General features: G+C 44.1%; 16 protein-coding genes. 6 read left to right on the top strand and 10 right to left on the bottom strand.

Going from position 1 to position 16,025, the window contains the following annotated elements; translation table 11 throughout:
* Positions 1 to 254 precede the first annotated feature (254 nt).
* The 3 genes from AWB54_RS09535 to AWB54_RS09525 form a co-directional block, all read right to left on the bottom strand.
* Complete coding sequence (locus AWB54_RS09535) at positions 255 to 1,097, bottom strand: M50 family metallopeptidase (protein ID WP_160328940.1); 843 nt, start codon at positions 1,095 to 1,097, stop codon at positions 255 to 257.
* 20 nt (positions 1,098 to 1,117) lie between these two features.
* Complete coding sequence (locus AWB54_RS09530) at positions 1,118 to 1,696, bottom strand: murein hydrolase activator EnvC family protein (protein ID WP_082736137.1); 579 nt, start codon at positions 1,694 to 1,696, stop codon at positions 1,118 to 1,120.
* A 366-nt stretch (positions 1,697 to 2,062) separates the two neighbouring features.
* Positions 2,063 to 3,649 (bottom strand): protease inhibitor I42 family protein, encoded by a 1,587-nt coding sequence (locus AWB54_RS09525; protein WP_153014704.1) that lies wholly within the window; start codon positions 3,647 to 3,649, stop codon positions 2,063 to 2,065.
* A gap of 405 nt (positions 3,650 to 4,054) precedes the next feature.
* Here AWB54_RS09525 and AWB54_RS16330 point away from each other — a divergent pair, with 405 nt between their 5' ends.
* The 3 genes from AWB54_RS16330 to AWB54_RS16595 all read left to right on the top strand — a co-directional run bounded on the left by AWB54_RS16330 (position 4,055) and on the right by AWB54_RS16595 (position 5,265).
* A complete protein-coding gene (locus tag AWB54_RS16330; protein ID WP_235811151.1) occupies positions 4,055 to 4,381 on the top strand; it encodes an AAA family ATPase in 327 nt (108 codons plus the stop codon).
* Between the two features lies 1 nt (position 4,382).
* The gene (locus AWB54_RS16600; protein ID WP_368664471.1) at positions 4,383 to 4,478 is read left to right on the top strand and encodes a hypothetical protein; all 96 of its coding nucleotides are present in this window, start codon (positions 4,383 to 4,385) and stop codon (positions 4,476 to 4,478) included.
* Between the two features lie 100 nt (positions 4,479 to 4,578).
* Complete coding sequence (locus AWB54_RS16595) at positions 4,579 to 5,265, top strand: DUF4143 domain-containing protein (RefSeq protein WP_368664470.1); 687 nt, start codon at positions 4,579 to 4,581, stop codon at positions 5,263 to 5,265.
* A gap of 151 nt (positions 5,266 to 5,416) precedes the next feature.
* Here AWB54_RS16595 and AWB54_RS09515 read toward each other — a convergent pair whose 3' ends face one another.
* The 7 genes from AWB54_RS09515 to AWB54_RS09485 all read right to left on the bottom strand — a co-directional run bounded on the left by AWB54_RS09515 (position 5,417) and on the right by AWB54_RS09485 (position 12,602).
* The gene (locus tag AWB54_RS09515) at positions 5,417 to 5,812 is read right to left on the bottom strand and encodes a CoA-transferase (RefSeq protein WP_061214375.1); all 396 of its coding nucleotides are present in this window, start codon (positions 5,810 to 5,812) and stop codon (positions 5,417 to 5,419) included.
* Positions 5,813 to 6,245: 433 nt separating this feature from the next.
* Positions 6,246 to 7,100 (bottom strand): 3-hydroxyacyl-CoA dehydrogenase family protein, encoded by an 855-nt coding sequence (locus AWB54_RS09510; protein ID WP_061214374.1) that lies wholly within the window; start codon positions 7,098 to 7,100, stop codon positions 6,246 to 6,248.
* Between the two features lie 100 nt (positions 7,101 to 7,200).
* Entirely contained in the window at positions 7,201 to 8,409 is a 1,209-nt protein-coding gene (locus tag AWB54_RS09505) for a thiolase family protein (protein ID WP_061214373.1), read from the bottom strand.
* Between the two features lie 185 nt (positions 8,410 to 8,594).
* Positions 8,595 to 9,401, bottom strand: a complete 807-nt coding sequence (locus AWB54_RS09500) for a CoA-transferase subunit beta (RefSeq protein ID WP_061214372.1) — start codon at positions 9,399 to 9,401, stop codon at positions 8,595 to 8,597.
* The gene (locus AWB54_RS09495; RefSeq protein WP_061214371.1) at positions 9,401 to 10,372 is read right to left on the bottom strand and encodes a CoA transferase subunit A; all 972 of its coding nucleotides are present in this window, start codon (positions 10,370 to 10,372) and stop codon (positions 9,401 to 9,403) included. The genes AWB54_RS09500 and AWB54_RS09495 overlap by 1 nt, the downstream gene beginning before the upstream one ends.
* Before the next feature lie 39 nt (positions 10,373 to 10,411).
* Positions 10,412 to 11,401, bottom strand: a complete 990-nt coding sequence (locus AWB54_RS09490) for a CoA transferase subunit A (RefSeq protein WP_061214370.1) — start codon at positions 11,399 to 11,401, stop codon at positions 10,412 to 10,414.
* 58 nt (positions 11,402 to 11,459) lie between these two features.
* Positions 11,460 to 12,602 (bottom strand): acyl-CoA dehydrogenase family protein, encoded by a 1,143-nt coding sequence (locus AWB54_RS09485; RefSeq protein WP_061214369.1) that lies wholly within the window; start codon positions 12,600 to 12,602, stop codon positions 11,460 to 11,462.
* A gap of 904 nt (positions 12,603 to 13,506) precedes the next feature.
* Here AWB54_RS09485 and AWB54_RS16325 point away from each other — a divergent pair.
* The 3 genes from AWB54_RS16325 to AWB54_RS09470 are packed head-to-tail and all read left to right on the top strand — an operon-like array spanning position 13,507 to position 15,950.
* Positions 13,507 to 13,992: a DUF6431 domain-containing protein gene (locus AWB54_RS16325; RefSeq protein ID WP_235811149.1), complete on the top strand. Its 486-nt coding sequence runs from the start codon at positions 13,507 to 13,509 to the stop codon at positions 13,990 to 13,992.
* Positions 13,993 to 14,041: 49 nt separating this feature from the next.
* Entirely contained in the window at positions 14,042 to 15,397 is a 1,356-nt protein-coding gene (locus AWB54_RS09475) for a DDE-type integrase/transposase/recombinase (protein WP_061214367.1), read from the top strand.
* Positions 15,390 to 15,950, top strand: a complete 561-nt coding sequence (locus tag AWB54_RS09470; RefSeq protein WP_082736135.1) for an ExeA family protein — start codon at positions 15,390 to 15,392, stop codon at positions 15,948 to 15,950. The genes AWB54_RS09475 and AWB54_RS09470 overlap by 8 nt, the downstream gene beginning before the upstream one ends.
* The last annotated feature ends 75 nt before the right edge of the window (positions 15,951 to 16,025 follow it).

Genomic DNA, 16,025 nt, shown 5'->3' with positions numbered 1-16,025 from the left:
ATTACGAGGTGAAATATGTCCCCCGCATCCATAATAGTGAGCGAAGCGAACATCAGTGGTGCCCGCAGGGTGCCAAGTGGTCGCCTATTAACAAAACTAGCGACGGGTTCTAATCCCCCGCCTCGTTGCAGAACTGTGTTGAAACCGCTCCGCCGTTTCTTACGATGCTTAAACGGAAAGTGGGTGTAGGTGTAGGATTTAAAAAATGTGATTACGATGCCAGGAGTTTGCCATGTCGGAGGGGAAGAAAATAGCTACTGACAATCCTCCAAAGAGACCCGCGGGCCTTTTTCCAAGTAACATTCAATTAGCTCCACTTCACTTATCATTCCTCGGGGATGGTGCTTTTCATCCAGCACTACCACTACCAAATAATAACTGGGACCGGCAGCATTCAATATCTCTTTGACCGGGGTATAAGTGTAAGCCACCAACTGGTTGCAGGACAAAAAACCTTTCCGGGCCAGTTCAGCTTTCTTGTTTATCAAATAGCGCATAAAACTATAAAGCAGCAATTTGCCTTCCCGCCGGGCAGCCCAGAAAAGCAAAACCCCAATCGCTATATAATTGGCCCCGGTAAAGCGAGTATAGCTTAGATAAAAACCATAGGCAAACAGGAGGAGGGCTATGAGCTGGCCCAAAAAGGCCGCAATTTTGGTCGACCTTTTAAAACCCAGCAGCGGTGATATTAGAGCACGAAAAACCCTCCCTCCATCCAGGGGGAGAGCTGGCAAAAGATTAAATAAACCCAAGAGCAGATTTATATTTACGAAAAATCGCAAATCCACATTCAGATAAGGCTGTAAAAAATAGAATAAGCCCGCCAGGAGCAGACTTACCGCCGGTCCAGCCAGGGCCAGGCAGATTTCTTTGCTCGGATCCAGACCAGTAAAATCCTCAATCTGAGCCTGACCCCCAAAGGGCAGGATTTCAATCTCTGCCACCTTTATTCCCAGCATCAAAGCAACCAGGGTATGAGCTATTTCATGCAAAAACACTGCCGCCAAAATAATGATTATTTCCCGCCCCAGTCCCAAGCAGCTGTAAAGAATAGCCAGCAACAAAAACAAGGGATTGACCCGGATAGGAATACCCAAAAGGCAAGCAAACTTCACTTCTATTCAAAAAGCGGCGTGGGATCCTGCGGTCCATCCTGGTTTCTGATTTCAAAATAGAGGGTTTTGCCGGTTTTGCCGATAAGACTGTCTGCAGCAACTTCCTTCCCTTCTTCTACGAAAACTTCGTCCAATCCACCATATAAGGAATAAAAATTCTCATTATGTTCCAGCAATACCTGGCGTCCTTCCTTATTACTTGATATTTCTATTACCCGTCCATCCAATATGGGGTTCACTGCAGTATTGCGGTTTACTTCCAGGTAGATGCCCGGTGAGAACTCCTGTTTATGCGTCTTGCTATTCCAATGCCAACCATAGTTCTTTTTAACCGCTATATACTCACAGGGCAAAGTCAGGGTAGAATTGCTGCGGGCTGGAACTAGATCAAGACGACCCTGATCCCTGAGGTTGTCAATAAAGCTGGCAATTTTCTGCTCCACCCCGTAATCTTTGAGCATAAAACGAATGACCGGCTCCGCTATTCTACGGCTGCTTTCACCTGACTGCATGGCCAAACCGGCGGCAGCAACCAGGAATATTACCAGGAGCATTCGCAGTTTGAAGCTTCTGACCATCATATTTCACCCCGGCTTTACTAGCTTTAACCTTGCTCGTCTCCCAGCAAGGCATTTAAGCATTGGAAGAAACTGCGGAGCAGTTTCAACGCAACGCTGCAACAAGGCGGAGGAGGCGACTGCTTAGCGGGGGACATTGTTCACCTCGTTATATGAAATATATATTTTAAATGGCCCTGTTTTATTCCCGCTTTGAAAACCTGGGACAAGGGAGCAGCAAATTGTGGGACAAGGGGACAGGTCCCTTGTCCCAGTTTGCATTTACACATAGTATTCATATGTCCTCTCCCTTAGTGCTGGTAAAAAAAATCATGGGGACGATTCCTTCCAACTGTTAAGGAATCATCCCCTTTTCCCAAATAAATCTTATTAAATGCTCAATAATTTGAGCGGTATTTTAAACTCGGGAATACCAGAGACCCCGGGAGCTATTTCATACTGGCCGAAATATATCACCAGGTTTTCATCCTCCAGATAGTAGCCCTGTTCCTGATTGAGACCTTTAAAACCCTGGTCCCCTTTGAAATAAACATCCGAGTTCAGAGCAATCTGCCGCTTGATTTCCTGCTCTATTACTGCCTTGTAATCATAGCCCGATTTGAACATCGCCGCCAGGGGCAGCAATTCACCGCTCTTCAAGTCAATATTATAAGCCCGGCGCTCGGTTATACCGTGGGCACCGCCGGTATACTGGTAATAATCCACATAAAGGCTCAATACCTTATCATTAAGGCGACACTGCTGGTAGCGAGTAAACAACTGATAAGACCGGATGGGGTAACCCTCTGCTTTACACTCAGCAAGATAAGCCTTGAGCCCGGTCTCCAGGGATTGCTTTAATTCCATAGCGTCCCCTTCAAAACGCTGGTTGATGGCGGATTGCAGCACCGCTTCCAGTCCGCTTATCACCGGTATCTCCAGGTCAACATCCATAGTATCGGATTTCTCCTTCAGCATCCGGCTGCTTACCTTTACTTTTCCCGTTTCGGCCTGGCCTGGAGCAATTACAATTTTCAGGGTAAAGGTTTTTATGGGTTCAACACTCTCCCAGGAACGGGAATAAACCATCTTAATCTCGGTAGTTCCAGCTTGCAGGGCTTTAAATCTCCAGGTATCCTTGCCCCCCTGCCCCATTATGTTTCCTTCTCCCGCCTGCTGGTAGTGCCTGGCATCCAGGGCTAAAACCTTTTCATCATAGGAAGCCGTCCAGGAATAGCCGGTAGTGGGATTGCTGTCCAGCATCAGGGTAAAGCTGTGGCCGGGGGCCAGGCGGTATTCCTGACCATCATAGCTCTCATCTACTGCCAGCAGTCGCAGCAAGCTATTTAACACTGTGGCCAGCTCCGCCCGGGTAATCTGCTCCTGAGGCCGCCAGTTCTGGCCGTCTCCTTTCATCAAAGAGGTGTTGCTGGCGAAAACCAGAGCATTGCTGTCCTCCTGCGACAGCCCCTCCATATCCTGGTAATAAGGCATCAGCATAATCATGGGAATATTCAAGCCTTTGGCCTTGATACTGCGATGTATCGCCCGGGCCACTTCTATCCGGGTTACCGCCTGTTCAGGATAGAATTTTTCCGCAGAATCAAATACCTGGTTTATGGCGCAGAATTTCACTGCCTCCGCATACCAGGCTCCATTGTCCACATCCAAGTAATAATCGCCGGCCTGCGGCTGTTTTATAAAACTCTTTTCTCCATAGTCCAGTTCAAATGTGCGCTGCAGCACCAACGCCAATTGCGCCCGGTTTACCAGACCATCAGGAGAAAAAACCTGGCTTCCCTGCTCATTTTCTCCCATTCCACTCATCAACCCCAGATTACAAACTGCACTAACGTTTCTCTGCGCCCAGTGCTCCAGCAGATCGGCAAAATCTCCCGGCGCCGGTTTGGCCAGAGCCGGCGCGGCACTCAAGGCTATTAAGCTCAAAACCATAGCATAACAAATAATCCTTTTCAACAAAAATATCACGCCTCCCTCTCCCTTAAATCTTTTAATTTTATTACTTTATTACGATAGAACATAAACTTTGCTTTCACCTGGAAATTTATAACGAGGTGAAATATGTCCTCCGCTAAGCGGTCGATCCCCATAAAATGTTCGGGTAAATTCGGCCGCCTGGCCAATAGTTAATCAGGGATATAAATGATATATTTCCGGCAAATAGGCTATTTGGGCTTTGCTCATACTCGGCAGTTAATTATATGGCTAATAACTTTTTTTGGCAATAGGCCTGATTATTAATTCGTCATTATTGTTCTTGTCAGCCAAACCCCCAAAATAATACAAGTTAATTATAGATATGGATATTTTAGGCATCATTGGCTATAATAATAGTAAATATTAAATTAGACGGAGGTTATTATGACCTATATTAGCCGGCATGCAGAAACTACGGCAGATAAAGCTGCAAAAATGTTTCCGGTAGTTTTAATTACAGGAGCCCGGCAGGTAGGCAAGACTACATTACTAAAACATATGACCAGCGATATTCCCTACTTAACCCTTGATGATCCGATTTTATTGCAAAATGCCATTGAGGAAGCGGGAAGCTTTTTCAAAATGACACCGCTACCGGTAATGCTTGATGAGATACAGTATGCACCCAGCCTGTTTAGCTATATTAAAATGAGCGTGGACGAAAGCGGCAAGAAAGGACAGTTTTTTTTTGACCGGTTCGCAGCAATTTAATATGATGAAAAATGTTAGCGAAAGTCTCGCCGGCCGGATTGGCATTATTAATCTGTCAGGCTTATCTCTGCGCGAAATTAAAAAACGATGCTTTTAATGAGCCTTTTGTACCGGGTGAGGGTTTTTTTAGGAAAAGGAAAACTTCCGTCCAGCAAAGTAATTACAAGGAACTATGGGAGATTATCCACCAGGGTACAATGCCAGCCATGCATGCAGATAAGCTTGATTGGCAGATGTTTTATGCTGCCTATGCCAAAACCTATATCGAGCATGATGTAAGAGCACTGGCCCAGGTTGGCGATCAAATTAAATTCATTAAATTCATGACCGCTATGGCCGCCAGAACCGGGCAAATGCTTAACTTATCAGCTGTGAGCAGAGAAACCGGTATAAGCGTGCCGACCGCCGACAGATGGCTGTCCATTTTGATTTCATCAAACATAGTATACTTGCTACCGCCATACTATAGTAACATCACCAAAAGAATGGTGAAAACACCCAAGCTTTATTTTCTGGACACCGGACTGGCAGCATATCTCACCAAATGGAACACGCCTCAGGTACTGGAGGCAGGTGCTATGGCGGGCGCCTTTTTTAAAACCTTTGTAGTTTCCGAAATACTAAAAAGTTATTACAATACCGGGATTTTAGAGCCGGCTCTCTATTATTACCGGGACAAGGACGCTAAAGAGATTGATATTCTAATTAAACAAAATGGCATGATTTATCCAGTTGAGATTAAAAAAACCGCCAATCCGGGCAAGGAGCACATCGAACATTTTTCCGTACTGAATAAGCTTAAAGGTGTAAAGATAGGCAACGGTGGTGTTATCTGCTCTGCACTAGAACACGAACGGTTCCCTCAGTCCACCATGGGCGCATAAACCAATCCCCAATCAGGGTTGATTGAAGGCATTAACAACAACTCGCCCATATCATAGAAGGGATCTTTTACGGTTTTATATTTTTCCTTGGCAATTTTCGGACGGGAACCGTCACGCAAACCAGCATTGGCAAATCCGTCATAGGCTGGATTTAAGATATCTGTACCATGGCCAGGGCAGTGGGGAAAAACGGAATACCAACGGAACCCGCCATAATACGTCCCACCGCATGACCGTGACTGTAATCATCAACAAGAATTTCTTTCGCAACTTGCTTTCTGGACATATTAACCCCCGTTTTGCCAAGAATCTCCTGCCCTATCCAGCTTCCTTCCCACAATTTAACCGCTCCCCCGCCTATGAGTACTTCACTGTGAAATCCTCCTTGAACTTCAAATAAATGCAAGTCTTTCTTACTCTGGCGCAGTAGTTCATAACACATGGCTACCGGGCGTCGCCAGATGGTAAAACCGCTAAATGCTAGGCAATTGCCATTCTTGATTAAAGCGGCGGCTTCCTGTAAAGTAATAATCTTGGGTGCTTTCATTACTCTTCCTCCTCTTAACTATGGAGCGGTTTCCGTTTTTCCAAGCAATTTTTCGGTAAAAAGCTATGCCCCATTTTTTAATACGCTCCCTTACATTTTGTTCAGACGCAAAGAACATTCCATAAATCATAAATGACAAGAAAACCCAGATTTCGGATTTTGGTTCTATATGATTTGGTTATATTGTTAGAACAATACGGTTATATATCTAATAAGCAAAAAATTATCCGGATTGATAAAGGCTATCAGCCATAAACAAATTGCGTAAATTATGGACGATCTGATGCAACTCAAGAATGGCTTAGGAGCTTCATGACCCCTATGAGTCATATGTTAATAAAATAACCCCTTCAATTGTTCAATAATTGTTCAACACACGAAGGGGTTATAGAGCAGTTTATTCATACCGGCATGTCTAGAGCTTTTTATTTAATTATTTGGAATAATCGAAAAACCCTTTGCCGCTTTTTACACCATAATGTCCAGCCCTGACTTTTTGTTTGAATGCTAAAGCGGGTCGGAATTTAGGATCACCAAATTCCTTAAAGAAATAATCTACAACCATTAATAACACGTCAATACCAATTAGATCGCACAAAGCCAGTGGTCCTATAGGCATATTGGCTCCGAGCTTCATAGCTTCATCTATCTCCGCAGCCGAAGCAACGCCTTCCCCGTAAGCCACGGCTGCATCATTCAAATAAGGGACAAGAATACGGTTTACGATAAATCCGGGGGATTCCTTAGCTGGTATCGCTTTCTTGTTAATTGTCTTACATGCTTCCATAGCCAGATCAATTGTTTCTTGGCTGGTTTCCGCTCCCGGGATCACCTCTACAAGTTTCATTACCGGCACCGGGTTAAAAAAGTGCATTCCAACAACTTTGTCGGGTCTGCCGCTTGCCGCCGCAATTTCTGTTATACTGAACCCCGATGTATTGGAAGCAATAACGGTACGCGGCGCACATATGTCGTTTAGCTCCCTGAAAACCTTTTTCTTAACGTCAATATTTTCAACAATCACTTCAATTACCAGATCACAATCCTTAAAATCATTGTTATTAGTACTTACTTTTAAATTTTTTAGGAAGTTGGTTTTATCCTGATCGGTAATTTTGCCTTTGCTTAAATCCTTATCCCAGTTTTTGATCATGCCTTTTATTGCTTTGTCAACAAACGCCTGCTCCAAGTCAACCAGTATAACCTGCAAACCAGATTGGGCGCCAACCTGGGCTATTCCGGCACCCATGGTACCAGCGCCCAAGACTCCGAGTTTTTTAATTGCCATATAAATTCCTCCTATCATCTGGATGTTAAAACAGTCGAAAACATTTGCCGTTTTATTGCATATACGACAACTTCTCTATAGCATAGTAATTAATATAATGCTAAATATTTCTGGTCCATAACGAACACATGGCAGGGCCGCCGCCTACGCAAAGCGAAGCGCCACCTATTGTAAGCCCAAGCCTTTCCATTTCATAATACATGCTCACGATGATACGTAATCCTGTGGCTCCAACCGGATGGCCAAGGGCTATTCCAGAACCGTTGTGGTTGACTTTGTCCAAAGAAAGATTCATACCATAATCTTCCTTGAGCATTCTTCCCACCCCCAACCACTGAGCGGCAAAAGCCTCATTAATCTCCCAGTATTCTACGTCCTCAAATTTCATATTAGCTTGTTTTAAACATTTAGGTATTGCAACGGCAGGACCCAATCCCATAAGCGTAGGTTCCATTCCCGCTCCGCAAATATTGATAAGTTTCATAAGCGGTTTAATACCCAACTTCTCCGCTTTTTCCTTAGACATAATAACAGCACCGGCGGCACCGTCATTAATGCCAGATGCATTAGCGGCCGTAACAACTCCGCCCTTTTTAAAAGCGGGCGGCAGTTTGCTCATGGCTTCCAGGTTGGCGTCGGGTATCATGTGTTCGTCGTTTTCATAATAAGTAACCTTACCTTTTTTCCCTTTAATTTCTACCGGTACTACTTCTCTTTTAAACGTACCGTTTTGAACGGCCGCTGTAGCGCGCTGGTGGCTAATTAGACCCAATTCATCGCATTCTTCACGGGTAATCCCATACTTTTCCGCAACATTCTCAGCAGTTATGGCCATATGTCCGCCGGTAAATCCGCAGAATAATGCATCCTGAATTAGGGCATCTTCAAGAATGCCGGCATTCAGTCTGTAACCCATCCTGGCTTTGGCCAACATATAAGGCACATTGGTCATACTTTCCGTACCTACTACCAGCGCAATTTCAGTTTTTCCCAGGATAATATTATGGGCGGCGATCTCCAAAGCTCGCATAGCTGACGTGCAGTTTTGGTTAATATTAACCGCACTACTTTCCACGGTAAGGCCACAGGCTAAACCAACCTGCCGGGCAGGAAGTGAACCCTGCATATGGGGATATACTTCTCCCATGGTTATTTCATCAATCATAGAGGGATCTACATTAGCTCTCCTTATAGCTTCTTTTCCCACTGTAATGGCCAATTCCTTGGCCTGTACGTCTTTTAAACTTCCCAAAAATCTAGCAATAGGAGTCCTGCAGGCACTTACCATTACAACTTCCTTATTTGTCATCCGAACTACCTCCTTGATTAAAATAGTTTTGTGGGAGCTCTTTTTTCAAATACCTTGTACTTATTGAGAAAACATGATAATAGAATCAGCCTATTCAGTCGAACTTTAATCTTCAACAGTATCCGCTCTGCATATTTACTAAGTTTAGCTCTAAAGTCAGGGGAGACAATCAGGAATCATTCACCTTACCTCATCTTGTAAATATTCAAAGGATCGATCTCTTCACGAAGCAAGCGGATTTCATCCACTAAAATATGATCCGCTTCATCAGCACGGGAAACATCAATGTCAAAGCCGGTGTTTTCCTTTATTTGTTCGAGGGTGATGCCTGGAAAATATTTATCCAGATACATAACCTTGTCGTCATCGTTGAACTTGCAAATGCCCATAGATGATATAAAACAGCTCGGTCCCCCCTGCAATCCCAACTCTTCGCGCCTGACCAGAGTACCTTCAGGCCATTTTTTAACCATCCAACCGGGAGTGGTCAGATAATCTACAAACTCACACACACGGCGCTTCTGGTGAGCCATTAGAATTACCGTTGTTTTGGCAAAAACACCTATATCGACAGCTCCAGCTGTTCCCGCCAATCTTTTTGCAGGCTTATTATAATCCCCACCAATAAAGGTTGAGTTTACATTTCCATACTTGTCGATTTGCGCCCCTCCAATAAATCCAAAATCAATTTCATTACGGCTTAATGGATATAAGCCTTCCGGATCCCCCATTTGCCATGAAGAGCCGTAAGTCAAACGGCTGTCCATTATTGAAATTGCCAATTCCTGGGGATTAGCGTCCGCCTGCCCGGTCTCTATGAAAATAATCATATTGGGACTGTACAGTTTCTTGGCCAATTGTGAAGCAACAAGGGGCAAGCCGGTACCAATAAGACCTTTTTTCCCGTCGAAATTGGCTAAGAACCTGGCGGAATGACAGACCATGGCCTCAACAGCTGAATATTCTCCGATTTTCGCATATTCCTTAGTCATTATTTCACCCCTCCTTTATTCCTGGGAACATAGCCATATGGAGGCAAAGCTCGCAGTTTTTCGAGGCGGCTGACTCCCAGCTTATCCAGATAGTCCCAGTGCCCATTTTGATTAAAGATCCACTGGGCGGCCCATTTATCAAAACCTTCCTGCGTTGCACACATCTTGGCGTATTCCTGGAGAAATGGAATATCCATATCATAGCAATTATAGACCTGCCCGGGATGGGCTCCCCAGGGTACTTCAACTACCATATCCACTGATGTGCAGGGGATGCAGTTGCGATTGGGGTCTTGCCTTATATAGGATTCCGGGACAATCTGTTCTGCGGTTATAATTACTTTTTTGGCACAAAGTGCTCCGAGATGATCAAAAGTCAGGCTACCGTCGATTCTTACAGTTCCTTCCTCACCCGCCATCTGCACATGACAAATGCAAACGTCCAGTTTTATAGCGGGAAGCAGTTGAATCGTTCCCATTCCAAAAAAAGGATCTTCCATTAAGACATATTTTTTGTTGGGCAGCATGGTTTTATCTCTAGCTACTTCAGCCGTTTTGGATAAGTTGTCATAAGCGGGATTTAATACATCAGTACCAATGTCGGTCTTGGAGGCAACAAAGGGAAGTCCGGCCTGCCCGGCCATTAATCCTAAACAATAATCGATATGTCCTATTTCATCAGTAATAATGGTCCCTTCTTCGGTTCTTCTTTTCATGTTGGGGGATATGCCAAATGCGCCATTGGAAGTGTAGCACCCGCGATAGGCCTCAACACAACCACCTCCTACAAGGATATCGTCAGATAAGGAACAGGTTCCGATCAAAACCAGGTTCTTTTTTTTCTGACGAACCATCTCCATGGATGCCGCCACTGGTCTTCTATTTTCAACTATACCTCCTGTAAGTATGACATCTCCATCCCTTACTTCTTGAATGGCTTCCTTGAGGCTAACCACTTTACTTGTTTTCATGTCCATCCTCCTTCATCAACCTGGAATCTCCCAATTATTTCAGGATCTGCTTCGATATCCCTGCGGATCGGCAGCGCGCAATCCCTCCAATCTAGAAGCACCGAGCTTATCCAAATACTGGTCACGGGATTTCACATCCAAAATCCATTCTCCCACCCAACGTTCAAATCCCTCATCCGTACGGGCCGATAATACATAATCTCTTATAAAAGGAATGTCAGTATCGTAATAACCCATCACCTGACTGGGATGTCCGCCCCAGGGAATTTCTACTACCATGTCCACTGCGGTACAGGGAATTTGGTTGCGGTTGGGATCACGGCGCAAATATTCTTCCGGGACTATCTGTTCAGTAGTAACGATCACGGTTCGCGCTGCGTGAACAAAATAATGATCAAAAGCTAGACTTCCGCTTATTCTAGCTGTTCCTTTTTCCCCAGCCATCTGAGTGTGAATTATAGCTGCATCGGCAGGCATAGCCGGCAGGAGTTTTACCAACCCCTGGTTATAAAAAGGATCTTCAATCAATTCGAACTTCTTTTTCGGAATCATAGCTTTGTTGCCCGCCTTATCAATAAGAATCCGGTTTCTGTCCAATTGATCGTTAAGTACATCGCTTCCCAGCGTGGCCCGGGTAGCAACGAAGGGACTACCCACCATAGCCGCCAGAGCACCATAAATAATATCAAGATGTCCGATTTCATCTGGGAAAAACTTACCAGCTTCGGTCTTTCGTAGGGTTGCCGGAGACAAACCGAAAGTAGCTATTCCTGTATAACAGCCGCGCCAAGCAATTGCACATCCAGCTCCCACCATGATGTCTTCAGCAAGTGAGCATTGGGCCAGCAAGATTAAATTATGCTTTTGTTGTCTCACTATTTCGTAAGCTGCGGCCATTGGGCGGCGAGTATCCACAAAAGACCCCATCATTAAAACGTCACCATTTCTAATTTCATCGATCGCTTCGGAGAGAGAAACTACTTTGTTGCTTCTAGCTAATCTGGGCCTTTTATCAAACAAGTTGTTCATTTTGCTGCCCGCCTTTACCCAGGTTCTCTTTTCAGAAAACACTTATCAAATGGATCACTTATGCCAGCACGCTTTTGCCGATAATAACGCGCTGTATTTGAGCTGTTCCCTCGAAAATCTGCAAGATCTTGGCATCCCGCATCATTTTTTCCACCGGATATTCTCTACAGAACCCATATCCGCCCAATATCTGTACAGCATTGGTTACCACCCTGTTCGCTGCGTCAGCCGCAAAGCATTTACTCATAGCAGACAGATCAGCAGCCATCAGTTTTTCATCAAGCAACCAGGCGGCTTTTTGCCATAGAAGCTTGGAGGCTTCTATATCCATCGCCATATCCGCCAGCATAAACTGTATAGCCTGAAAATCAGCGATACTTTTTCCAAAGGCTTTTCTTTCTTTGGCATAATCACGCGCGAACTCGAAAGCTGCAGAAGCTACTCCCGTTGAAGCGGAGGCAATGAACGGGCGGGAAGAATTGAAAGCCTTCATAGCTAGCTTAAACCCATCTCCTTCTTCGCCCAGCCTGTATTTTTTATGCACCTTAACGTTGTCCAATATGACTTCAGAGGTTTCCGAGCAACGCATGCCCATTTTATGCTCGCTTTTCCCGAAGGAAACACCTTCCGTCTTAGTGTCTACCATGAAGAAGGACTGCGCCCGATTGCCTTTGCTTTTATCATGCGTGGCCAAAACAGTCAGCTTATCGGCATGTTTGCCGTTGGTTATAAAGATTTTCGTGCCGTTTAAGATATAATAGTCTCCGTCCTTTTTACAAGTCGTTGATAGTCCTGCAACATCTGATCCTGCGCCTGGTTCTGTGACTGCATAGGCAGCCAGTTTGCCTTCCTCGCATATACTGGGATACCAATAATCCCATTGTTCTTCGGTTCCACCGTATAGCACAGGTTCAGACGCCAGCATATTCGCAATGGGTGAAATAGCAATGCCTAGACAGCCCCGACATAATTCTTCAACTACCATACATAACCCAACATTGCCAAAAACCATGCCATTGAACTTTTCCGGAGCATTCATGCAGTTGAGTCCCAGTTCAAACATTTTCTTAACTTCCGGCCAGGGAAACTCTTCCGATTCGTCATATGAAGCCCTTACCGGGACAATTTCATTCTCGACAAACTTTCTCACTGTTTTTTGTAAAGCAATTTGGTCTTCATTATAGGTAAATCCAAAAGCCATTCCTTTTCTACCTCCTCGTTAAGATTGCCTAAGTTTAGCAAGGTTAAGATATGAATGCACACCCCCTTTTTTTACTGGATTCAATATATCTGTAATTGCAAAATATGTGCCAGAAAAGAAAAAAAGAGGTTAACCCCGAAATATTGGATTTGAGCATTTTCGTTTAAATAAATATATCGGCATAAATCCTAACAATTGCTTGATCGTTCATTGATTGGCAATTGTAATACTAGATATATTGGATTTTACGGATAATAGAAAAAAAACGACATTCTTTGGATAAATACCTAACACAGGCTATCACCATTAATAATTTTCGCAGCTGTATAATCCGGTATTTATAAAAGCTGAAAATATCAGCAATTTAAATTTTTAATGTCAACGGGTTCTAGCTAGGGAAGATAATAATTATATCTTTTTAAGTTAAGGTAATCCATAAATTGCAAATATTCCAATCCACATGTATTTAATAATGGTGAGTTATGGCTCGGAACCACAAAATTTACCTGGGATATGTGAATTTTACAACCAATTTTTTTATAGCCTGGAATATTCTCATTGACTTCAACTAATACATACTCCGAAGCAACAATTTCGTTCTGTAATTGTTGCTTCGAAACTTTCTTGGTGTACCAAAAGTACCCTTCTGTATCCATAGGACTTACTGAAACCATAAAAGTCAAATCAGTTGTTACAGCCAACTTAAACCGTCCAAAAGCTGACGGTATTGCCTGACCGAGAATTGCTAGATATAATGACCATATCTTAGGGAAAGGAAAAGACGCCTCTGTTAAATGTGCTAATGCAGCAACAAAAGCACCAGAAGCGTCCCCCAAAGGTATGGTAATTGTATCAAATTATGAATTAGATTTAAACCCCGATAAGGGAGTTTTTTGTTAGGAGCTTGGAGCAACTTCCCTGCCCGTGTTGTAGTGGACAATTAAAAGTAATAGGTAGCCGCCAGAGAAAATGTATCAATGCCTCAGGGGAAAAGATAATTTTAATCATTCGTAGGTTAAGATGCATTGAATGTAACCGTATCCACCACGAACTACCGGATATGCTTGTGCCATACAAACTTCATGTTAGTGAAAGTATTGAGGCAGTGGTTAGCAATGATTCAGAGCTTAGTGTTATCTCCGATGAATCTACTCTGAATCGGTGGAGAAAATGGTTCAATGAGAAGGCCGATTACTTCCAAGGTTGCATGGAATCAATTACAATCCGTTATGGCAGTGAATCTGTAGAAGATAAATCCGATCTTCCTGAGTCCAAGCTCCAAAGGATTTGGCATTATGTAGGGGATGCTCCGGGATGGTTAGCCAGAGTTGTCCGCCCCATAGCCAACTTAAATTTATGGATACATACCCGTTTAGCCTTTTGTCCATAAGAGTATAGCTTTACACTCATGCTGAAACCTGAAAAAGGAGGTAATCAGCATGAGAGACCAAAAGAAAGCGGACGAAATTGCCGAGCAGCGAGTGCAAATCCTGTCCCCACTCCTGGCCGAAGGGCTGGATAGTGCTCAGGCCAGGCAGATTAAAGCCAGGATATGTGAACAGACCGGCATATCCGAACGTACCCTGCGCAGATATCTGGCCCAGTACCGGAAGGATGGTTTTAGCGGACTCAAACCCAAAGGTAAGGGAGAGCGACGAAGTGACGAAGCAATACCGGTTAACATCCTGGAACAGGCAATCCTTTTGCGCAGGCAGGTACCGAGCCGTAGCATTGCACAGATTATTCAAATCCTGGAATGGGAAGGGTTGGTAGAGCCAGGACAAATCAAGCGCAGTACCCTGCAGGAGAAACTGGCCGAACGAGGTTACAGCGCCCGGCACATGCGCATGTATGCCGATACCGGTACAGCTGCTCGGCGCTACCAGAAGAAATACCGTAACCAGCTCTGGCATTCGGACATAAAATATGGTCCATACCTACCCATAGGCAAAGACGGGAAAAAGAAGCAGGTTTACCTGGTAACCTTTGTAGATGATGCGACCAGATATATTTTGCATGGTCAGTTCTATCCCACTTTGGATCAGGTAATCGTCGAAGATGCTTTCCGCCAGGCCATTTTAAAATACGGGGTACCAGAAAAAGTATATTTCGATAACGGTAGCCAGTATCGAACCAAATGGATGAAAAGAGCTTGCGCTAAAATGGGGATTCGCTTACTCTTTGCCAAGCCCTATTCCCCTGAAGCTACCGGGAAATCAGAACGATTTAACCGGGTAGTAGATTCCTTCCTGGCTGAAGCGGTTCTGGAGAAACCTCAAACCCTGGATAAATTAAACCAGCTATTTGAGGTCTGGTTGGAGGAGTGTTATCAGAACAAGCCCCATTCCGGGTTAGAAGGAAACATTAGTCCTCAGACTGCCTACCGCAGTGACAGGAAATCATTAAAATTTCTAGACCCCGAAACAATAGCCAGTGCTTTTCTCCATTGCGAAGAAAGAAAAGTAGATAAGGCAGGCTGCATCAGTTTTGCGGGGAAAAAATACGAAGTAGGACTAACCTTTATTGGCTGTAAGGTAGATGTCATCTATGATCCAGCCGATATCAGCGAACTGACTATTGAATACGAAGGCCATAAACCTTTTAAAGCTAAAGAACTGGTTATTGGAGAACGGAGTGCTCCCAGGCCTAAACTACCCGAGCATTTACAGAAGGCTCCAGCAGATTCTTCAAGGCTACTAAATGCAGCTGCCAGGAAGAACCAGGAACGTAAAGAAACCCAAATCCCTGCTGTCTCCTACCGGAAGGTAAGGAAGGAGGGGGAAAGTCATGTTTGAGAGTTTTTACGGTCTGGAAAGAACACCGTTTTCCAGGGATATCCCCACGGATCAGTTGTATCAATCGCACATGTTGGAAGAAACCCTGGGACGTTTAGAATATACCGCTCAGCGCCAGATGTTTGCAGTGTTAACCGGGGACTGTGGAACCGGGAAGACTACTACCATACGTAAACTTAAAGAAGCATTAGATACATCCCGGTTTATGGTGATGTACCTAGCCGATTCCAAATTGACGCCCCGGCATTTTTACAAAGGTCTCCTTGAACAATTAGGTTGTGAGGCCAAGTTCTATCGGGGTGATGCCAAACGTCAATTACATAAAGAGATTGAACTTATGCAAGGCATCCATCATCTACAACCCGTGGTTATCGTAGATGAAGCCCATCTTTTAGACAAAGAGATGCTGGAAGAAGTTCGTTTCTTACTAAATTTCAAAATGGATGCACAGAGTCCGATGGCTTTAATACTGGTAGGACAATTATCTCAGAAGTCAGATAATTGTCCATATCCCAGCAATTATTTTATCCTCAATATAATAGTCAAAGCATAGAAAAACCAATAGTTTCTATGAAAATTTCTCGGATAATTTCTGATATAAAATCTATAATACTCCTGGACATCAACC

This window comes from Syntrophomonas wolfei subsp. methylbutyratica, assembly GCF_001570625.1.
GTDB lineage: Bacteria > Bacillota > Syntrophomonadia > Syntrophomonadales > Syntrophomonadaceae > Syntrophomonas > Syntrophomonas methylbutyratica.
Note: the sequence above shows the minus strand (reverse complement) of the source record. Positions and strands in the feature narration are given on the sequence as shown.